Raw genomic sequence first — 17,490 nt, 5'->3', positions numbered from 1 at the left:
CCGACGACGATAACAATCGTCTCTGTTCGTATGGGGTGAAATGCCCCAACAGAGTCATTTTGAGGTCGTTGGGTTTTAGCACTATATAAACGCATGTTTCTAGAGCATGCTGTGCTGCTTTTTGCTATTTAACCTGATATTGCACGGTTTTTTGACCTCGAAATGACTTGCAACTGACCGATGTTCTAACTAGCTACCAAGGGCGAAAGGAAACAGCCATGAGCAAGGAAAAAGTCGTTCTCGCATATTCCGGTGGTCTTGATACATCCGTATGTGTCAAGTGGCTCCAGGACGAGAAGAATCTCGATGTCGTTTGCGTCTGCGGCAACGTGGGCCAGGAGGAGACCGGCTTGGATGCCAAGAAGCAGAAGGCGCTTGACCTGGGCGTTCTCGATTGCCAGGTGCTCGACCTGCGCGACGAGTTCTCCGATGAGTTCCTGACTAAGGCCATCGCCGCAAACTCCATGTACGAGAACAAGTACCCGCTGCTCTCCGCCCTGTCCCGTCCGCTGCTCGCCAAGAAGCTCGTCGAGGTCGCTCACGAGTTTGACGCGACCTACGTTGCCCACGGCTGCACCGGCAAGGGTAACGACCAGGTTCGTTTTGAGGCTGCCGTCAAGGCCCTCGACCCCGAGCTTAAGGTTATCGCCCCGGTTCGCGAGTGGGATCTGAAGTGCCGTCCCGACGAGGTCGCCTATGCCCACGCCCACAACGTGCCGGTTCCCGAGGGTGCCAACGACAACCCCTATTCCATCGACGACAATCTGTGGGGTCGCGCCATTGAGTGCGGCCACCTGGAGGATCCCTGGAACGAGCCGCTCGACGACGCTTGGGCTATGACCAAGAATCCCGAGGACACGCCGGACACCCCGACGTATACCGAGATTGAGTTTGAGGCCGGCAAGCCCGTCGCCGTCGACGGCAAGAAGATGAAGCTCTCCGAGATCGTCATCGCCCTCAACAAGATTTCGGGTGACAACGGCTTTGGCCGTCTCGATCTGGTCGAGGATCGTCTGGTGGGCCTCAAGAGCCGTGAGTGCTACGAGGTTCCCGGCGCCCTGACGCTCATCACCGCCCACAAGGCGCTCGAGGACATTTGCGTTGAGGGCGACCTGCTCAAGACCAAGATCAAGCTCGAGCAGGATTGGGCTACCGCCGTGTACAACGGCCAGTGGTACAGCCCGCTCAAAAACGCGCTCGACGCCTTTATGGCCGACGCCCAGAAGTTTGTGACCGGCACCGTCCGTCTGAAGTTCTTTAAGGGCAACTGCCATGTTGTCGGCCGCAAGAGCCCCTTCAGCCTCTACGACTACGGTCTGGCCACCTACGACCGCGACACTACGTTTGACGAGAAGGCCAGCGCCGGCTTTATCGAGATTGACACGCTGTCGCTCAAGACGTGGGCTAAGGTCCAGGGTCCCAGCTCGGCTGCAGCCCAGGCCTAAGGCTTCTCTTCCTTGGTATCCGCGCGGCCCATTCGCGTGATACATAACGGGCGCACGGGGTCCCTACCTTTCGTTATGCTTGCTGACACTTCTTAACATCGGTGGCCCCTACGTTCCGCCCGAATAAATGACGCCGCGCCTGCGGCTGAGTCCGAGCCCCGCCGGGGTTGTCCGGCGGGGCTCTTTCTATCAATTTGAGGGCTTTACACCTTTATATATCCGAGGAGTATCCATTATGTTCAATGCGGTTGGCGGGAGTCGAAGGGCGCCAAGTGCCAGGTGCGTCACTTCTTTGCAAATTAGCTGCATGTTCCCGTGCACGGTGGGGAATGTGTAAGACTAGCGGTTGATAAATCGCTTTAGCGACAGGGTGCCTTGCTTTGGGCGCTTGTTTTGGAATTTGATGAAAGGAGACGGTTCCATGGCTCTTTGGGGCGGTCGTTTTGAGGCGGGCGTGGCCGAGGTCACGCAGGAGTTTGGCGCGTCGTTGCCGGTCGACAAACATCTCTATAAGCAGGATATCGCCGGTTCTAAGGCGCATGCCAAGATGCTGGCGGCCCAGGGCATCATCAGCGCCGAGGACGAGCAGGCGATTGCCGAGGGCCTGACCGGAATCGAACAGGATATCGATGCCGGCAACTTCACCTTCGACATCAATGACGAGGACATTCATATGTCCATCGAGAGCGAGCTGACGCGTCGCATCGGCGAGGCTGGCAAGCGCTTGCATACCGGGCGTTCGCGCAACGACCAGGTTGCGACCGATACGCGCCTGGGCGTCAAGGCGCTCGCCAAGGAGCTCATGGAGGCCAATCTTTCGCTTCGTCATGTGCTGGTGGATGCCGCTAAGAAGTATGATAAGGTGATTCTGCCGGGCTACACGCATATGCAGCACGCTCAGCCGGTTCTGCTGTCGCATCATCTGCTGGCGTATTCCTGGATGTTCGCGCGCGACTTTACGCGCCTGAAGGCCGCCTTCGATGCCGCCGACAACTGCCCGCTGGGTGCTGCCGCGCTTGCCGGTACGAGCTATCCGCTCGATCGCCAGATGACGGCTGCCGAACTTGGCTTTGCGGGCGTGATTCCCAACTCGCTCGATGCGGTTTCCGACCGTGATTTCCTGCTCGATCTGCATTACGCCGGATCCGTCATGGCGATGCACCTGTCGCGTCTTTCCGAGGAGATCGTGCTGTGGTCGAGCTCCGAATTTGGCTTTATCACGCTTTCAGACTCCTACTCCACCGGCTCGTCTATCATGCCGCAGAAGAAGAATCCCGACTTTGCCGAGCTTATCCGCGGTAAGAGCGGTCGCGTGTACGGCAACCTGGTGCAGCTGCTGGTAACCATGAAGGGCCTGCCGCTTGCTTATAACAAGGACTTGCAGGAGGACAAGGAGGGCGCGCTCGATACCGCTCACACACTCATGCAGTGCCTGTCGGTTATGGCCGGTATGATTTCGACTTGGGCCGTCAACGAGGATGCCATGGCGCGCGAGTGCGGCGTGGGGCACCTTGCCGCTACCGATGTTGCCGATTACCTGGCCAAGCGTGGCCTGCCGTTCCGCGAGGCACATGCCGTGGTGGGACATCTGGTTCTGATGTGTGAGAAGCGCGGCTGCAATCTTGAGGACCTGCCGTTTGAGGTGTTCCAGGAGGCAAGCCCGCTCTTTGAACGCGATATTACCGAGGCGCTCGACATCCCGTCGATTGTCGCCGCGCGTACGACCGAGGGCGGTACCGCCCCTGCCGCCGTTGCCGTGCAGCTGCAGCGTGCCGAGGCGCAGCTCGTGGCCGACGAGGGCGTGTTTGGATCGCTGACCAAGGTCGTCGAGATGGGCCACGGGATAAAATAAGGGTTTGGCCGAAGCCGTTTTTGCCATTTATTGAGGAATCGTTTTTTGCTTTACGGGCGTCTGCTGATGTGGGCGTCCGTATTTTGTTGCTATGGGGGAGGGGCTTGTCGAGAACTTCTGTAGGACCTTTGGGCAGGTTGTGAAGGGGGTACGTTCGCGGGTGGCAACCGACCGTCTGCTCTGTTCGATGTGGTTGATGGGCGGTCGGATGGTACTCTAATCGGGCTTCGAAACAGAAGTGACACATATGGAGCGCTTTAATAAATTGCAGCGTTTCAATAAACAGCTTTTTGTTTAACTGCAGCTAAAACTCTGTTACGATGCAGTCCAGGCGGGTGCCGGAATGGGACTTGGGCACGCGCGAACCTACTTGAAAGGCTACCTTATGGCTATCGAGAAGACCTTCATCATGATTAAGCCCGACGCCGTGCGCGACCGCAAGATCGGCGAGATCGTTGCTCGTATTGAGCGCAGCGGCCTTGTCATCGAGCGCATGGAGATGACCACGCTCGAGCGCGCTACCGTCGAGGAGCACTACGCCCATCTGGCCGACAAGCCCTTCTTTGGCGGTCTCTGCGACTTTATGACGAGCGGTCCGGTCGTCAAGATGGTCGTTTCTGGTCTCTCCGCTGTTTCCAAGATGCGCACCCTTATGGGCGCTACCAACCCGCTTGATGCTGCTCCTGGCACCATCCGCGGCGACTTCGCTGTCGATGTCAACGCCAACGTGATCCACGGTTCCGACTGCCTGGAGAACGCCGAGATCGAGATCAAGCGCTTCTTTGGCTAAACCAGCTTTGACTCCTTAAAGCTGTTAGCGTGTGGCTTGGGCGCCGCGGAATTCCAACCGCGGCGCCCTTTTATTCCGGTAGATTTTTGGTAAACGCATAGAAAACTACTAAAGAGCCCCCGTCCGGATGTTTCTTCCGGGCGGGGGCTGGCGCTAGCGTATGGCTTTGTAAGTCTTTAGGCCTCGTCGACAATCTTTAGTCCGCGGGTCTGGTCGATCTCGTTGAGGAGATTAACGCGACGCTCGTGGCGGCCGCCCTCAAACTCGGCGTCGAGCCATTCGTCGACAATCATCTTGGCGAGCTCGGAGCCCACGACGCGGGCGCCAAAGGCGAGCACGTTGGTGTTGTTGTGCATGCGCGAGAGCTTGGCGCTGAAGGGCTCGGAGCACACGACGGCGCGTACGCCCTCGACCTTGTTGGCAGCCAGGCTGATCCCGACGCCGGTACCGCAGATCAGGATACCCAGGTCGACGTCACCGTTGGCAACGGCCTTGCCCACCTTGTAACCGGCGATGGGGTAGTCGAAGCTCTCGGAGGTGTCGGTGCCAAAGTTCACGACCTCGCAGCCGCGCTCCTTCAGGTGCTCGGAAATGATGTTCTTGAGCTCGACGGCGGCGTGGTCGTTACCGATACCGATCTTCATGGATGGTTCCTCTCTGGTCTGTGCGGCGCAAATGCTAAAGGTGTTTACCGCGTTCGTCTGCATGATAGCGCGACTTTTACGTAAACGCTCGAGCGTTTTTTGGTCAAACGTTTTAGCAGGCAACAAGACCGGCTTCTCATGAATGAATGCCGTCAGTTTGCGCTCGAGCGCCGTCTGCCGGAACTATGGTTGCGGTTTTTGATGCATTGTTATCAAATAAAAGAGCTAACTTTTATCGAGAGCCCAGTTCGTTATGTAAGCAGGAGATACCTATGCCTACCGATTCCCTTCGTGATGCCGCGTTTTGCGACGTTTTGAACCACGAGCTTGTCTGTGCGCTCGGCTGCACCGAGCCTATTGCCGTTGCCTATGCAGCGGCGCTGGCGAGCCAGACGCTCGGTTGCGAACCCGATCATATGGACGTTGCCTGCTCGGGCAACATCATCAAGAACGTTAAGAGCGTGACCGTGCCCAACTCGGGCGGTATGCACGGTATTGAAGCGGCAGCCGTGCTGGGTGCCGTGGGCGGTGACGCCAAGAGCACGCTCGAGGTGCTCGAGAGCGTTAACGACGAAGATCGTGCTCGCGTGGCCGAGCTCCTCGCCGATGCCGGTTACTGCGGTGTATCGCTTGTCGAGGGTGTGCCCAACCTCTACATCAAGGTGACTGCCACGGCCGGGGGCCATACCGCGGTCGTCGAGATTACCGACCACCACACCAATGTCACGTGCCATACGCTCGACGGTATTCCGGTGTGCGGCAAGTCGGCGGGGGAGTGTGCCGCCTGCGCCGAGCGCGTGGTGGCCGAGCGGGCAGCAGATAATGCCGATACGCCCATGTCGATTGAGTCCATTGTCGACTTTATCGAGGACGGCGACATTGAGGGCGCTCGCGCTGCCGTTGAGCGTCAGATCGAGCTGAACGGCGCGATCAGCGCCGAGGGTCTGGCGCACGCTTGGGGTGCCGAGGTTGGCCGTACGCTGCTGGGTGCTCGTGCCGATGACGTTGCCTGCCGTGCCCGTGCCCGTGCCGCCGCCGGGTCCGACGCCCGCATGAACGGCTGCGCGCTGCCGGTCGCCATTGTGTGTGGCTCGGGCAACCAGGGCATTACCTGCGCACTGCCCGTTATGGAGTATGCCGAGTACCTGCGCTGCGACCACGACCGCCTGGTGCGCGCCGTGATGCTGTCCGATCTCATTGCCGTGCATATCAAGAGCTATATCGGTGCGCTCTCGGCGTTTTGCGGTGCTATTTGCGCCGCGTGTGGCGCCGGCGCTGCGATTACCTGGCTGTGCGGTGGCACGCGCGAGCAAATCGGTGCGACGGTCTCCAATACGCTCGGTAACGTGGGCGGCATCGTGTGCGATGGCGCCAAGGCAAGTTGCGCCGCCAAGATTTCCGCTGCCGTTGATGCGGCGATTTTGGGTCACGATATGGCCATGCAAGGCCGCGGCTTCCGTGCCGGCGAGGGCCTGATCCAGGATACCGTTGAGCAGACAATCGCCAGTATGGGCTACGTAGGCCGTGTGGGCATGAAAGATACCGACGTCGAGATCCTCAACATCATGATCGGCAAAACCCAAGTGTGCTAGGACAGTTCGTCGGCTACTTGGTGTTCGTAGAAGGCTTCTACTACGGCGTTAAAGTCGCGGGCGAAGCCTTCCATGGTTCCGCGCCAGGTGACTCGGTTGGGCTTGCCCTGGCCTACATAGGCAGTCTGAATGCCGCAGGCGGGACTAGGGAAGTCGCGTTTGGGATCGTTGCCCACCATAAGGACCTCGTGCGGTTCGAGTCCCATCACCTGAAGCTGCTCTAGATAGTAGGTGGCATCAGGCTTGCAGCGGGTGGCGTTTCCCATGTGCGTGACGAGCTCAAAGGGGGCGTCGGCCAGGTCGCCCCAGCCCATGCGGCACTCGATGGCGCCTTGAGGAAAGCTGGGGTTGGTGAAGAGCGCGCAGCGCAGCCCTGCGTCCTGTACCGCCTGAAGCGCGGCGTGCGCACCCGGCATGGCTTTCGCGTTGATCATGTCGTCGTTCTTGTACGGCAGAACTTCGTGATCGTAGTAGGTAAACGCCTCGTAGATAAGTGGGTCCGAGAGGCAAATGCCGCACCGGCGCTCAACCTCTTCTTGGTAGAACTCCAGATTGGTGCGATTATCCGTGCCGCTTCTACGATTGGCGTTGAGATCGACCAGAATCGTGCCCAGGCGTGCCATCGTGCCACCGCGGCTGCGTCGCCCGATGTCCGCGAGCATCGACGAGACATCCTTAAAATAGCGAAGGATGAATGCGTTGAGGTTAATGCTAAGAAGCGTCTCGTCCATATCGAAAACGACTGCTTTGAGCACGCGGGCACCTTTCTCGATAAATCGTTCCAGAATCGTTGGCTCCGGATACTTTACCCTAAAGGCGTATGGGAAAACTGCTTATCGTCAAGTTGTGGAGACAGCTGTCCATAAGATTACGAAAAAGTCTCCACACGAGTAAAAAATGGCAGTTCACGCTTGAAATCGAACCCATTTCCCCGTAACCTATACGAACGTGATTGCATAAGCGTCACATCAGTATCTGTCGGCTCCCGAGTGTTCCTAAACGTTGTGTGCTTGTCGCACCCTTCTGTAGGTCCTAGCAATCGGGGCCCCGTAGTTCGAAAGGGGTCCACCTTTGAGTGAGATTCAGAACTCGTCCATTTTCTCTCTTGACGATGTCAACGAGGAGGAGATGAACAACCTCATCGACGGTACGATTACCGACTTTGATGAGGGCGATCTCGTTAACGGCACTGTCGTTAAGATCGAGCATGACGAGGTGCTCGTTGACATCGGATTCAAGTCCGAGGGCGTTATCCCGGTCCGCGAGCTGTCCATCCGCAAGGACGCTAACCCTGCAGACATCGTTGCACTCGGTGATCCCATCGAGGCCCTGGTTCTCCAGAAGGAGGACAAGGACGGTCGTCTGGTCCTGTCCAAGAAGCGTGCCGAGTACGAGCGTGCTTGGAACCGCATCGAGGAGAAGTTCAACTCCGGCGAGAACGTCGAGGGCGAGGTTATCGAGGTTGTCAAGGGCGGCCTGATCCTCGACATCGGCCTGCGTGGCTTCCTGCCCGCTTCCCTCGTCGACCTCCGTCGTGTCAAGGACCTCACCTCCTACATGGGCACCCGCATCGAGGCCCGCGTCATCGAGATGGACCGCAACCGCAACAACGTTGTCCTCTCCCGTCGTGTCGTGCTTGAGGAGTCCCGTAAGGCCGAGCGCTCCGAGATCCTGTCCAAGCTCAAGTCTGGCATGCGTCTCCAGGGCACCGTTTCCTCCATCGTCGACTTCGGCGCCTTCGTCGACCTCGGCGGCATCGACGGCCTCATCCACATCTCCGAGCTCTCCTGGAACCACGTCAACCATCCTTCCGAGGTTGTCAAGGTCGGCCAGGAGGTCGAGGTCGAGGTTCTCGACGTCGATCTCAACCGCGAGCGTATCTCCCTGGGTCTCAAGCAGACCACCGAGGATCCGTGGCGCGCACTGGTCAAGAAGTACCCCGTCGGTGCTATCGTCGAGGGCACTGTGACCAAGCTTGTCCCGTTCGGCGCTTTCGTCGACCTGGGCGAGGGCATCGAGGGCCTGGTGCATATCTCCGAGATGGCCAACAAGCACGTCGATCAGCCTTCTCAGGTCACCCACGTGGGCGACAAGGTTCAGGTCAAGGTCATGGAGATCGACCTCGACCGTCGTCGTATCTCCCTGTCCATGAAGTCCGCTGCTGAGACTCTGGGCGTCGAGATTGAGGTCACCCCGCTGCCTTCCGAGAAGAAGGACGAGGAGACCGACGCCGAGTAAATCGGTTTGACGATCACTTGTTTTAAGGGATCCGTCCGCAATGGACGGGTCCCTTTTTGCATTTGCAGCTGTGGTGCACGATGATGCCGGGCTATCTGTTTGCTATTTGGTTATCGGTGCATAAAATATGCCGACATCCCGCCTCGGGGAGGAGGCGGGAACGCACCGAGTAGACGGAGGGGTGCGGAGCGCGGTCGTTTCGACTGACGACGTTGCCCATCGACAAGTCTATTGTACTGCATAGCGTGGTTCTTGGTTTATCGTGTCGAACGCTTGTGTTGTGCCATTGCCTGCGGCAACGGTGTGCTACACTCTTGCACTGCTGAGTGGGCCAGACGGTCGCGCGATGTGCTGCTTGCAGCACGCGTGAGGAAAGTCCGGGCTCCAGAGGGCGGGATGCCGGCTAACGGCCGGGCGGAGTGATCCGACGGAAAGCGCCGCAGAAAAGAAGACTCCCACCTGCGCCGCAAGGCGTAAAGGGAAAAGCTGAAACGGTGGTGTAAGAGACCACCAGCGTCGTGGCAACACGGCGGCTTGGCAAGCCCCATCCGGAGCAAGCGCGAATAGGAACGCTATGGGCCGGCCCGGTCCGCGTTCGGGTAGCGTGCGTGGAGCTGCATGGTAACGTGCAGACAAGATAAATGACCGTTCACGACAGAACCCGGCTTATAGGCCCACTCAGCTTTCTTGTTGACGCTGCGACGGCGTCAGCTGGCCGATTTGTCGCTCATTCGTCGGTCGCCGCCATAAGGCGTGCTCCCTCCTCTTTCGGGCCAAATCGACTCAGCTGACGCCGTCTCGCTGTTGGTGACGGCATCATTGGCGTTTCCGTTCTTGTTGGCGAGGGCAACGGTACACCCTTTGCCGTATTATTGAGGCTGTTTGTTGCTTTGCTTGTTGTTGAGGGGCTTTGTTGGACAGCTATTTTACTCTGCAATCGAATATTGAGGCTTCGGGCGAGTTTGTGGACCGCAAGAGCCGGTTTATTGCCCAGCTGGTCCATATTGAGTCCGAGGATGAGGCGAATGCCTTTATCGAGATGGTTCGAAAGCGTCATTACGACGCTCGACACAATGTTCCCGCGTGGATTTTGGTCGATGGACGTGAGCGTCAGAGCGATGATGGTGAGCCGAGCCGCACGAGCGGAATGCCGACGCTCGAGGTGCTGCGCGGTGCGGGACTTAAAAACGTATGCTGCGTTGTGACGCGCTATTTTGGTGGCACGCTGTTAGGGCCTGGTGGCTTGGTACGAGCCTATACGGCGGCGACACAGGAGGCGGTGGCGGCTGCTCGGGAGGCCGGGCAAATCGTCGAGATGACAAGCGTCGTGCCGGTTGACGTGCATGTGGCCTATTCGCAGTACGAGCAGGTACTTCGTTTGGCGCAGGATTCGGGTGCCAAGGTTTCGGATACCGATTACGCGGATGCCGTTACGATTCATTTAGTGTTTAAAGAGGGGGAGCAGGAGCCGTTTTGTGCTAAGATGCGCGAGCTTATGGCGGGGCGTGAGGAGATTGAGGTCGGAGCTCCCGAATTTGCCGAGTTCTAACGGCGACGACCGGCGTGCTTTTGGATGGATCCTAAGCGCGCCGGCCGTCGTTTTACTGTTGCTGTCGATTACTCGGCGAGCTGCTTTAGCACATCACAGGCGATCTCGACGGCATCGTCGATGCAGCCGGGGCAGCTGCGGAGCGGACCCTTATCCGATCCGATGCCCTTGAGCGTGCCGCAGACGGTTGTCGTGTTCTTCTCGCCAAAACGCTTGGCGATTTCGCGCGACAGCTTGTAGGTCTGGCCCTTGGTCTTGGGGTTTTCCATGCCGTCGCTCATTGCAAAGCCCATGATGGCCACGGCGCCCGAGATGGCGCCGCAGGTTTCGGTCATGCCGCCCATGCCGGCGCCAAAGCCCTCGGTGAGGGTAAAGGCGACCTGGGGGTCGAGCCCCACAGCGGGCGCGAGCGTGCAAGCGACAGCCTGGGCGCAGTTAAAGCCGCGGGCGTGGTACTCGGCAGCCTGAGCTTGGCAGGCGGCGGCGTCGAGCTGGGCCGTATCGATTTGCTTCATCGGTGTCTCCTTGATTGCGGTGTACCCGCCTATGGTACCCTTGCCGTCGCATTCGCTTGTCGAGACTGCAGTGCATATCTCATTGTTTTTCGCCATCGAACGCTTTCTTAAGATTTGGGACAAATAAACCTGATTAATTTGTCCCATAACCTATTGGCGGGATGGGTTGAGAGGGGTGTGCGGTAGCGGTATCGTGAACCGAATAAAACAAAACCCAAGTAAGGGAGTTGGATATGAGCGAGCAGACCATCGGTACGACGTGTGTTCAGGGCGGTTATCGCCCGGGTGATGCAGAGCCGCGTCAGGTGCCTATCTACCAGTCAACCACGTGGAAGTATGACACGTCCGAGCATATGGGCAAGCTGTTCGACCTGGAGGAGTCGGGCTATTTCTACAGCCGTCTGCAGAACCCCACGTGCGACCTGGTTGCCGCCAAGATTTGCGAGATGGAGGGCGGTACCGCTGCGATGCTCACGAGCTCGGGCATGGCGGCGAACTTCCTCGCGATCTTTAACGTTGCCGGTGCTGGCGACCACGTGGTCGCAAGCTCTGCCATCTACGGCGGTACCTACAACCTGCTTGCCCATACCATGGAGCGTATGGGTCTGACCTGCACGTTCGTTGCCCCCGACTGCACCGACGAGGAGCTCGAGGCAGCCTTCCAGCCCAACACCAAGCTTGTCTTTGGCGAGACGATCGCCAACCCCGCCCTTGCCGTGCTCGATATTGAGCGCTTTGCCAAGGCCGCGCATGACCACGGCGTGCCGCTGATGGTCGACAACACCTTCCCGACGCCCGTGATGTGCCGTCCCTTTGAGTGGGGCGCCGACATCGTTACGCACTCCACCACCAAGTACATGGATGGACATGCTGCCTACCTGGGCGGCGTGATCGTTGACCACGGCCAGTTTGACTGGATGGCCCATGCGGACAAGTTCCCGGGTCTTACCACACCCGACGAGAGCTACCACGGCGTGACGTATGCCGAGAAGTTCGGTCGCGAGGGCGCCTTTATTACCAAGGCCACCGCGCAGCTTATGCGCGACCTCGGCCCCATGCAGAACCCGCAGGCGGCCTTCTTCTTGAACAGCTCGCTCGAGAGCCTGCACGTGCGCATGCCGCGTCATTGCGAGAACGGCCTGGCCGTTGCCAAGTTCCTGCAGAGCCATCCCAAGGTACGCTTTGTGAGCTATCCGGGCCTGGAGGGCGATAAGTACTATGACATCGCTCAGAAGTACATGCCCAACGGTACCTGCGGCGTTGTGAGCTTTGGCTTTAACGGTGGTCGCGCGGCGGCCGAGACCTTTATGAAGAGCCTCAAGCTCGCCCAGATCGCCACGCACGTGGCCGATGCGCGCACCTGCTGCTTGCATCCGGCAAACGCCACGCATCGTCAGATGAACGATGAGGAGCTCATCGCCTGCGGCATCTCCGCCGACATGGTGCGCCTGTCGTGCGGCCTCGAGGACACGGCCGATCTGATTGCCGACCTTGAGCAGGCGCTCGAGCAGTGCTAGGCTAGCGTGCGTGCTAGGCGTGGGACGGCTTTTCGGCTGACGACGTCCTCATAGTTCCGATTCCGTAGGCGGGACCCCGATCGTGTCCGTTTGTAGGCGATTGGGGTCCCGTTTTTGCGTTGCACGATAGAAAGGATATACATGGAGAAAACTGCCGAGCAGCTGCGCCGCGAACACATTGCCCTAGAGGGCGACACCCACGGTAAGAATAAATGGGCGATTCTGTTCACCGTGCTCGTCATGACCTTTATGGCGTGTCTGGATGCGAGCATCGTGACGGTGGCGCTCCCAGTGATGCAAAAGGAGCTGGGGGTGGGTCTCGACCGCATTCAGCTCGTGAGCTCGGTGTATCTGCTCGCGACGTGCGTCGCCATGCTGCCGTTTGGCCGCTTGGGCGATGTGCGCGGCAAGGTGAATGTGTTCCAGCTTGGTGTAATCGTCTTTACGGGTGGCTCGTTGCTTTGCGGGCTTTCGGCTTCGCTCGAGGTGCTTATCTTGGCGCGTTTCGTGCAGGGCATTGGCTGTGCCGCCGCGATGGCCAACAATATGGGCATCATCACCGAGTCGTTTCCGGCGCGTGAGCGCGGCCGTGCCATGGGCATTCTGGCGACCTTTGTGGCTCTTGGCATGATGTGCGGCCCCGTGCTCGGCGGCGTGCTGGTGGCGAGCTTTCCCTGGGAGAGCATCTTCCTTATCAATCTGCCCATTGGCGTAATCTCGTTTATCGTGGGACTCTATACGCTGCCGCATGTGAAGCCGGAGGCTGGCGAACGCCCTATGCCGTTGACAGAGGCGGCGCGTCGCTGCTTTGCGAGCTCGGCTTTCACGATTAACCTGGCTTGCATGCTTATCGTGTTCGTGGGTATCGGTGCCTCCGAGTTTGTGCTGCCGTTCTACTTTCAGGATGCCCACGGCTTTAGCTCCGATATCTCCGGCCTGTTGTTTTTGGCGATGCCGGTCGTGAATGCCTTTGTGGGCCCGCTTTCGGGCTCGGTGTCCGACCGTGTTGGTTGTGAAGCGCCCACGGCCGTTGGCCTGGGCGTGTACGTGTGCGGTCTCTTTGCGGTGAGCACGCTTGACGAGCACTCTTCCATCTTGATGATCGTGTGCTGCGTCGCGTTTATGTCGTGCGGCACGTCGATCTTCCAGAGTCCCAATAATTCGCTGTATATGGGTTCGGCTCCGCGTGAGGCGCTTGGCTTTGCGGGCAGCTTGAGCAGCTTGGCGCGCTATGCGGGCATAGCGCTGGGTATTAATGCGGCGTCGCGCATCCTGTATGGACAGACGAGCGCGGCGATGGGCAAGACGGTCACGAGCTATGTGGCGGGTCGTCCGGACGTGTTCCTCTTTGGCTTCCGTTTGGTATTCTACGTGCTGATGGCCGTTGCTACCGTGGGCTTTGCGCTCACATTGGTACGTTTGGTGAGGACGCGCACCCGGCATTAGCGTGTTGGGAGGCTGTCTGCCACGAATCGGGCCTGTCTACTGGTCTTGCAGCTTTATGGTGCGATACGGCTTGTGGGGCGGTCGGGGGTCGGTCCGTGGTAGACTATCGAACAACGTTTATTAATCGCGCGGTATCGTTGCCGCGAGAAGGGGTTGCGCCATGCAGGAGCTTGAGGATCGTATTCGCCATGACGGCATCGTAAAGGCCGGTAACGTCCTTAAGGTTGATGCCTTCCTCAACCACCAATGCGACGTTGAGCTGTTCGACCACATGGGCGCCGAGTGGGCCCGTCTGTTCGAGGGTGTCGAGATCAACAAGATCCTGACGATCGAGGCTTCGGGCATTGGCATGGCTTGCATTGCAGCCCAGCATTTTGGGGGCGTGCCGGTGGTCTTTGCCAAGAAGGCCCAGTCCATCAACCTTGACGGCGAGCAGTATGCCACGACCATCTACTCCTTTACCAAGCAGAAGGAGTACCCGGTCATCGTCGGCAAGCGCTTCCTGTCCGAGGGCGACAAGGTCCTGATCATCGACGACTTTTTGGCCAACGGCTGCGCGCTCGAGGGCCTTATCAAGATCTGCGAGGCTGCGGGTGCCGAGGTGTCCGGTATTGGCATTGCGGTGGAGAAGGGCTTCCAGGGCGGTGGCGATAAGCTCCGCGAGCGCGGCTTCCGCGTTGAGAGCCTAGCCCGCATCGCCGATATGGACTGCGATACCGGCGAGATCACCTTCGCCTAAGCGCGCAACACAAGCGATTGGTATGCGATGTGACAAAGGGACTTTCCCTTTGTCACATTTTTTATGAGGGGAGGTGTTGATATGGATGAGAACAAGATGGGATGGCGCGAGTATGCGCGCTATGCCGAGATGTCGGTCGAGGAGTTGGCGCGCGATTGCGAGGTGCAGGTGTTTCGCGCGACAGGTCCGGGCGGACAGGGCGTGAACACGACGGACTCGGCGGTACGCATGAAACATATCCCTTCGGGGATTACCGTGACAGCGCGCGAGAGCCGCAGTCAGTTCCAAAACCGTAGCAGCTGCCTGCGTAAGCTGCGCGCTGAGCTTGAGCGTCGCGGGCGTCCACCGCGCCGACGCGTAAAGACCAAGGTGCCTCAGCGCTCACGCCAGCGCAGGCTCAATGACAAGCACTTCAACGCCATTAAAAAGGCCAACCGTCGCAAACCGGGCAGCGACGAATAGCCTCCTCATAAGTTGCGGTGAAATAGGGACTGTTTTGCGGCTTTTGCTGCATAAACAGTCCCTATTTCACCGCAACTTAAGGTGGCTAGCGGGTTGGGTGCCAGACATCGAGGGCGCCGCCGAGGACGTCGACCTCAATGCGCGAGGCGACAACGGGCTCGCCGTCGGCCTGGATGGGGTAATCGGGCTGCTCGAAGGTGAGCTCGGCATGGCGGCAGCGGCGCATACGAACCGGCGGCAACTTGGTATGGTGGCCGTCCTTGGCCGAAAGAAACATAGGCAGGGCAACCGCACGAGGGACGGGGCCGCAGGCGTAGCAGACGTCGAGCATGCCGTCGCAGGGGTCGGCATCGGGGCAGATGCGATAGCCCGAGCCATACGTGGGGCCCAGCTGAATCGCCATGATGATCGCCCTCACGCGCTCGGCGGGCGCGCTGTCAAAGCTGACCGTCATGGGGTAGTTGCGATAGCGCAGGCCAAACTGCTCAAGTCCCGAGAGGGTGTAGAGCGGAGCGCCTGTCAAGCCGGTCTTTTTGCGCAGCTCGGTGGTGCCCAGGCCGATGGCGGCATCGATGCCGACCGAGAGCGTCTGGCCGTAGTACTCCACCGAGGCCTCGCCGCTTCCGCTTGCGGGATTCCATGAGCGAATGCGTCCGATATCCTGGTGCTGCAGCTCGCAGGTGAGCAGGGCGCCAAAATCTTTGCCGGAGAAATCGTCGATACCGAGGGTCTGGGCAAAATCATTGCCGGAGCCTACGGGCAGGACGGCAAGCGCCGGTCGAACCGCTTCTTCTTGCGTCATGAGTCCATTGACGACCTCATGGATCACGCCGTCGCCGCCGAGGGCGATAACGGTGCGGTAGCCTTGGGCCTGCGCGACAAGTTCCTTGGCATGTCCCATGCGCTCGGTCAGCACCAGGTCAAACTGGGATGAGCGCGCGGTCATGTCTAAAAAGCGCTGCAGGCGCTCAGCGACCTCGCGCGCCGCACCCGACTGGGCGGCGGGGTTGGCGATGATGAGCGTGCGACCAAAATCAGTTGCGTGCATGGGGCGACTCCCGGCGTGTGACATGACAGTGCGGTCGCGCTCAGGTCGAATTACCCCCGATTGTGGCTGCACGGCGAATACTAACGTCTACTCTATCAGGTCGTTGTGGCGCTCGATAGCATCCGCTACCGTTCCGCCCTCGTCCACAATAAGCGAACGGCGCTTGGGTGAGATGATGCGCTGGGCGGGGTACACGCCGCGGTGTCCGCCGGCGAGATAGCTGATAAAGGCCACGATGGCAAAGAAGCCCGCGGCCGTTCCATGGAACAGGTCGATGGCCATCATGCAGGTGGTGATGGGCACGTTGAGGCCGGCGCAGAACACGCCGAGCATGCCGAGAGCCGCCAGAAAACTGGGGTCGAGCCCGGTAAGGCAACCGATCCAGCCACCGAGTGCCGCACCGATGCCAAACAGGGGCGTGACCTCGCCGCCTTGGAAGCCCGCGCCCAGGGTAAGCGCTGTGACGACCAATTTGATGACTGCGTCCGCCAGGGTGGTGTTGCCTGCAAATCCGGCGCCGGAAAGCCACGTGGAAAGGCCGGCGTAGTCCCAGGCGTCGAGGAGGGCATAGGCGGCCAAAACCACGAGTGCGCCTATAAGTGCGCGGACGAGGTAATTGGTGATAAAGCGACCGTACAGGCTCTTGACGGTTCGAACCGACCAGGCAAAGAGGCGTGCCGTCAGGCCGAAGATAATTGCGCTGATAACAACGATGACAACCGTCCGTGGTGTCATGTTGGGAACGCTGGCGATGACATTCGCTTCGTACTCGGTACCCAGGGCGAGTGATGTAAAGTAGCCGGTAAACGAGGCGACCAGGCAGTAGATGCCCGCGGTGTAGTCGATCTTGCCGATAAAGCACATCTCCATGCCAAAGAAGGCTCCGGCAAGGGGCGAACCGAATACGGCGCCAAAGGCCGACGAGATGCCGGCGAGCATGAGGTCGTGGTGGTCATGCTTTTTGAGGTGGGCGAGGCTCGAGATGTTGCTGGCGATGGTGCCGCCAATCTGCACCGCGGCTCCCTCGCGACCGGCCGATCCGCCCGTTAGGTGCGTGAGCGTGGAGCAGACGAAGGTGAGGACGGCCATGCGCATATGGATGAGGCGTGTGCCCAGAGCGGAGTCGATGACCAGGTTGTTGCCACGCTTGGCGGCGAGGCCGTGGTTTTTGTACACCCATGCGGTGGCAACGCCCACAACGGGAAGCAGCGCGTAAATCCACGCATGGTGCTTGCGATAGTCGGTCGCGATATTCAGCGAGGCCAAAAACGCCCAAGCGGCAACGCCCATGGCGAGCGAGACGATGACGACGAGCACGAGCAACTTGGCGCTCGCAAGTAGGTTGCGGGCGTTGCGGCGCGTGTCGGCAGCCAAGAGATGCTCAGAGCGGGTGAGCTGTTGCCTGCCTGCCATGATGACGTCGTTAAGGGAGAAAAAGCCGCCGTCGTCGAGCGGCTGGGAATGATCCCGCGCCTCGTTTGCGCTTTCGGGTTTGTCGGTAAAAGCCATACGTTCCTCTTTTGGGTTGCAACACGAGCATTATAAAACGCGGTAAACGCGACGAGCCGGTGGGTTGGTTTCCATTCTGTTTCGCGGCCTACAACCGACAGGTGTATTTGCGGGCACAGGCCAAGTCGCGGTCGTGCGTCGGGG

At 59.4% G+C, this 17,490-nt stretch carries 15 protein-coding genes and 1 other RNA gene; 11 read left to right on the top strand and 5 right to left on the bottom strand.

The genetic code is table 11. The annotated features are described in order from the left end of the window. Nucleotides 1–218 precede the first annotated feature (218 nt). From DW892_RS04055 to ndk, 3 genes are all read left to right on the top strand, one after another. On the top strand, nt 219–1,445 hold the full coding sequence (locus tag DW892_RS04055) for an argininosuccinate synthase (protein ID WP_117765875.1): 1,227 nt from the start codon (nt 219–221) through the stop codon (nt 1,443–1,445). A gap of 421 nt (nt 1,446–1,866) precedes the next feature. Then, the gene (gene argH / locus DW892_RS04050; protein ID WP_117765873.1) at nt 1,867–3,297 is read left to right on the top strand and encodes an argininosuccinate lyase; all 1,431 of its coding nucleotides are present in this window, start codon (nt 1,867–1,869) and stop codon (nt 3,295–3,297) included. Between the two features lie 385 nt (nt 3,298–3,682). Then, nucleotides 3,683–4,087 (top strand): nucleoside-diphosphate kinase, encoded by a 405-nt coding sequence (gene ndk / locus DW892_RS04045; protein ID WP_055251725.1) that lies wholly within the window; start codon nt 3,683–3,685, stop codon nt 4,085–4,087. 176 nt (nt 4,088–4,263) lie between these two features. On the opposite strand, the gene rpiB is transcribed toward ndk, so the two are convergent. Then, nucleotides 4,264–4,731 carry a ribose 5-phosphate isomerase B gene (gene rpiB, locus DW892_RS04040; RefSeq protein ID WP_117564619.1) on the bottom strand — a complete coding sequence of 156 codons (468 nt, stop codon included), beginning with the start codon at nt 4,729–4,731 and terminating at the stop codon, nt 4,264–4,266. A gap of 272 nt (nt 4,732–5,003) precedes the next feature. Between rpiB and DW892_RS04035 the strand changes: the two genes are divergently transcribed. Beyond that, nucleotides 5,004–6,323 carry a serine dehydratase subunit alpha family protein gene (locus DW892_RS04035; RefSeq protein ID WP_117765871.1) on the top strand — a complete coding sequence of 440 codons (1,320 nt, stop codon included), beginning with the start codon at nt 5,004–5,006 and terminating at the stop codon, nt 6,321–6,323. Here DW892_RS04035 and DW892_RS04030 read toward each other — a convergent pair. Then, the gene (locus tag DW892_RS04030) at nt 6,320–7,078 is read right to left on the bottom strand and encodes an HAD family hydrolase (RefSeq protein WP_117765869.1); all 759 of its coding nucleotides are present in this window, start codon (nt 7,076–7,078) and stop codon (nt 6,320–6,322) included. The two genes, DW892_RS04035 and DW892_RS04030, sit on opposite strands and share 4 nt — an antisense overlap. A gap of 316 nt (nt 7,079–7,394) precedes the next feature. Between DW892_RS04030 and rpsA the strand changes: the two genes are divergently transcribed. The 3 genes from rpsA (at nt 7,395) to DW892_RS04015 (ending at nt 10,110) form a co-directional block, all read left to right on the top strand. Beyond that, nucleotides 7,395–8,561, top strand: coding sequence for a 30S ribosomal protein S1 (gene rpsA, locus DW892_RS04025; protein WP_022095232.1), 1,167 nt, complete (start codon nt 7,395–7,397; stop codon nt 8,559–8,561). 323 nt (nt 8,562–8,884) lie between these two features. After that, an RNA gene (gene rnpB, locus DW892_RS04020) (RNase P RNA component class A) lies at nt 8,885–9,246 on the top strand. A 225-nt stretch (nt 9,247–9,471) separates the two neighbouring features. After that, the gene (locus DW892_RS04015) at nt 9,472–10,110 is read left to right on the top strand and encodes a YigZ family protein (RefSeq protein WP_187364979.1); all 639 of its coding nucleotides are present in this window, start codon (nt 9,472–9,474) and stop codon (nt 10,108–10,110) included. A 68-nt stretch (nt 10,111–10,178) separates the two neighbouring features. Here the strand turns inward: DW892_RS04015 and DW892_RS04010 are convergent, their stop codons facing one another. Next, nucleotides 10,179–10,625, bottom strand: coding sequence for a C-GCAxxG-C-C family protein (locus tag DW892_RS04010; RefSeq protein WP_117765865.1), 447 nt, complete (start codon nt 10,623–10,625; stop codon nt 10,179–10,181). A gap of 233 nt (nt 10,626–10,858) precedes the next feature. On the opposite strand from DW892_RS04010, the gene DW892_RS04005 reads away from it, so the two are divergent. The 4 genes from DW892_RS04005 to DW892_RS03990 all read left to right on the top strand — a co-directional run bounded on the left by DW892_RS04005 (nt 10,859) and on the right by DW892_RS03990 (nt 14,789). Further along, on the top strand, nt 10,859–12,142 hold the full coding sequence (locus DW892_RS04005) for an O-acetylhomoserine aminocarboxypropyltransferase/cysteine synthase family protein (RefSeq protein WP_117765863.1): 1,284 nt from the start codon (nt 10,859–10,861) through the stop codon (nt 12,140–12,142). A gap of 141 nt (nt 12,143–12,283) precedes the next feature. Next, on the top strand, nt 12,284–13,588 hold the full coding sequence (locus tag DW892_RS04000) for an MFS transporter (RefSeq protein WP_117765861.1): 1,305 nt from the start codon (nt 12,284–12,286) through the stop codon (nt 13,586–13,588). Nucleotides 13,589–13,748: 160 nt separating this feature from the next. Further along, entirely contained in the window at nt 13,749–14,327 is a 579-nt protein-coding gene (locus tag DW892_RS03995; protein ID WP_117765859.1) for a xanthine phosphoribosyltransferase, read from the top strand. Between the two features lie 81 nt (nt 14,328–14,408). Continuing rightward, entirely contained in the window at nt 14,409–14,789 is a 381-nt protein-coding gene (locus tag DW892_RS03990; RefSeq protein ID WP_187364978.1) for a peptide chain release factor-like protein, read from the top strand. Between the two features lie 85 nt (nt 14,790–14,874). Here the strand turns inward: DW892_RS03990 and DW892_RS03985 are convergent, their stop codons facing one another. Together DW892_RS03985 and DW892_RS03980 are read right to left on the bottom strand one after the other, a co-directional pair. Next, nucleotides 14,875–15,837, bottom strand: coding sequence for a diacylglycerol kinase family protein (locus DW892_RS03985; RefSeq protein ID WP_117765857.1), 963 nt, complete (start codon nt 15,835–15,837; stop codon nt 14,875–14,877). Between the two features lie 87 nt (nt 15,838–15,924). Beyond that, entirely contained in the window at nt 15,925–17,346 is a 1,422-nt protein-coding gene (locus DW892_RS03980; RefSeq protein WP_187364977.1) for a chloride channel protein, read from the bottom strand. Between the last annotated feature and the right edge of the window lie 144 nt (nt 17,347–17,490).

Origin of the sequence: Collinsella sp. AM40-7AC, assembly GCF_003468125.1 — a bacterium.
Classification (GTDB): domain Bacteria; phylum Actinomycetota; class Coriobacteriia; order Coriobacteriales; family Coriobacteriaceae; genus Collinsella; species Collinsella aerofaciens_O.
This window is presented reverse-complemented; position numbering and strand designations above follow the sequence as displayed.

Excerpts from the sequence above, each read along its gene's own strand:
- DW892_RS04055 (WP_117765875.1), top strand. The coding sequence starts at position 219 with ATGAGCAAGGAAAAAGTCGTTCTCGCATATTCCGGTGGTCTTGATACA.
- argH (WP_117765873.1), top strand. The coding sequence starts at position 1,867 with ATGGCTCTTTGGGGCGGTCGTTTTGAGGCGGGCGTGGCCGAGGTCACG.
- ndk (WP_055251725.1), top strand. The coding sequence starts at position 3,683 with ATGGCTATCGAGAAGACCTTCATCATGATTAAGCCCGACGCCGTGCGC.
- rpiB (WP_117564619.1), bottom strand. The coding sequence starts at position 4,731 with ATGAAGATCGGTATCGGTAACGACCACGCCGCCGTCGAGCTCAAGAAC.
- DW892_RS04035 (WP_117765871.1), top strand. The coding sequence starts at position 5,004 with ATGCCTACCGATTCCCTTCGTGATGCCGCGTTTTGCGACGTTTTGAAC.
- DW892_RS04010 (WP_117765865.1), bottom strand. The coding sequence starts at position 10,625 with ATGAAGCAAATCGATACGGCCCAGCTCGACGCCGCCGCCTGCCAAGCT.
- DW892_RS04005 (WP_117765863.1), top strand. The coding sequence starts at position 10,859 with ATGAGCGAGCAGACCATCGGTACGACGTGTGTTCAGGGCGGTTATCGC.
- DW892_RS04000 (WP_117765861.1), top strand. The coding sequence starts at position 12,284 with ATGGAGAAAACTGCCGAGCAGCTGCGCCGCGAACACATTGCCCTAGAG.
- DW892_RS03995 (WP_117765859.1), top strand. The coding sequence starts at position 13,749 with ATGCAGGAGCTTGAGGATCGTATTCGCCATGACGGCATCGTAAAGGCC.
- DW892_RS03990 (WP_187364978.1), top strand. The coding sequence starts at position 14,409 with ATGGATGAGAACAAGATGGGATGGCGCGAGTATGCGCGCTATGCCGAG.
- DW892_RS03985 (WP_117765857.1), bottom strand. The coding sequence starts at position 15,837 with ATGCACGCAACTGATTTTGGTCGCACGCTCATCATCGCCAACCCCGCC.
- DW892_RS03980 (WP_187364977.1), bottom strand. The coding sequence starts at position 17,346 with ATGGCTTTTACCGACAAACCCGAAAGCGCAAACGAGGCGCGGGATCAT.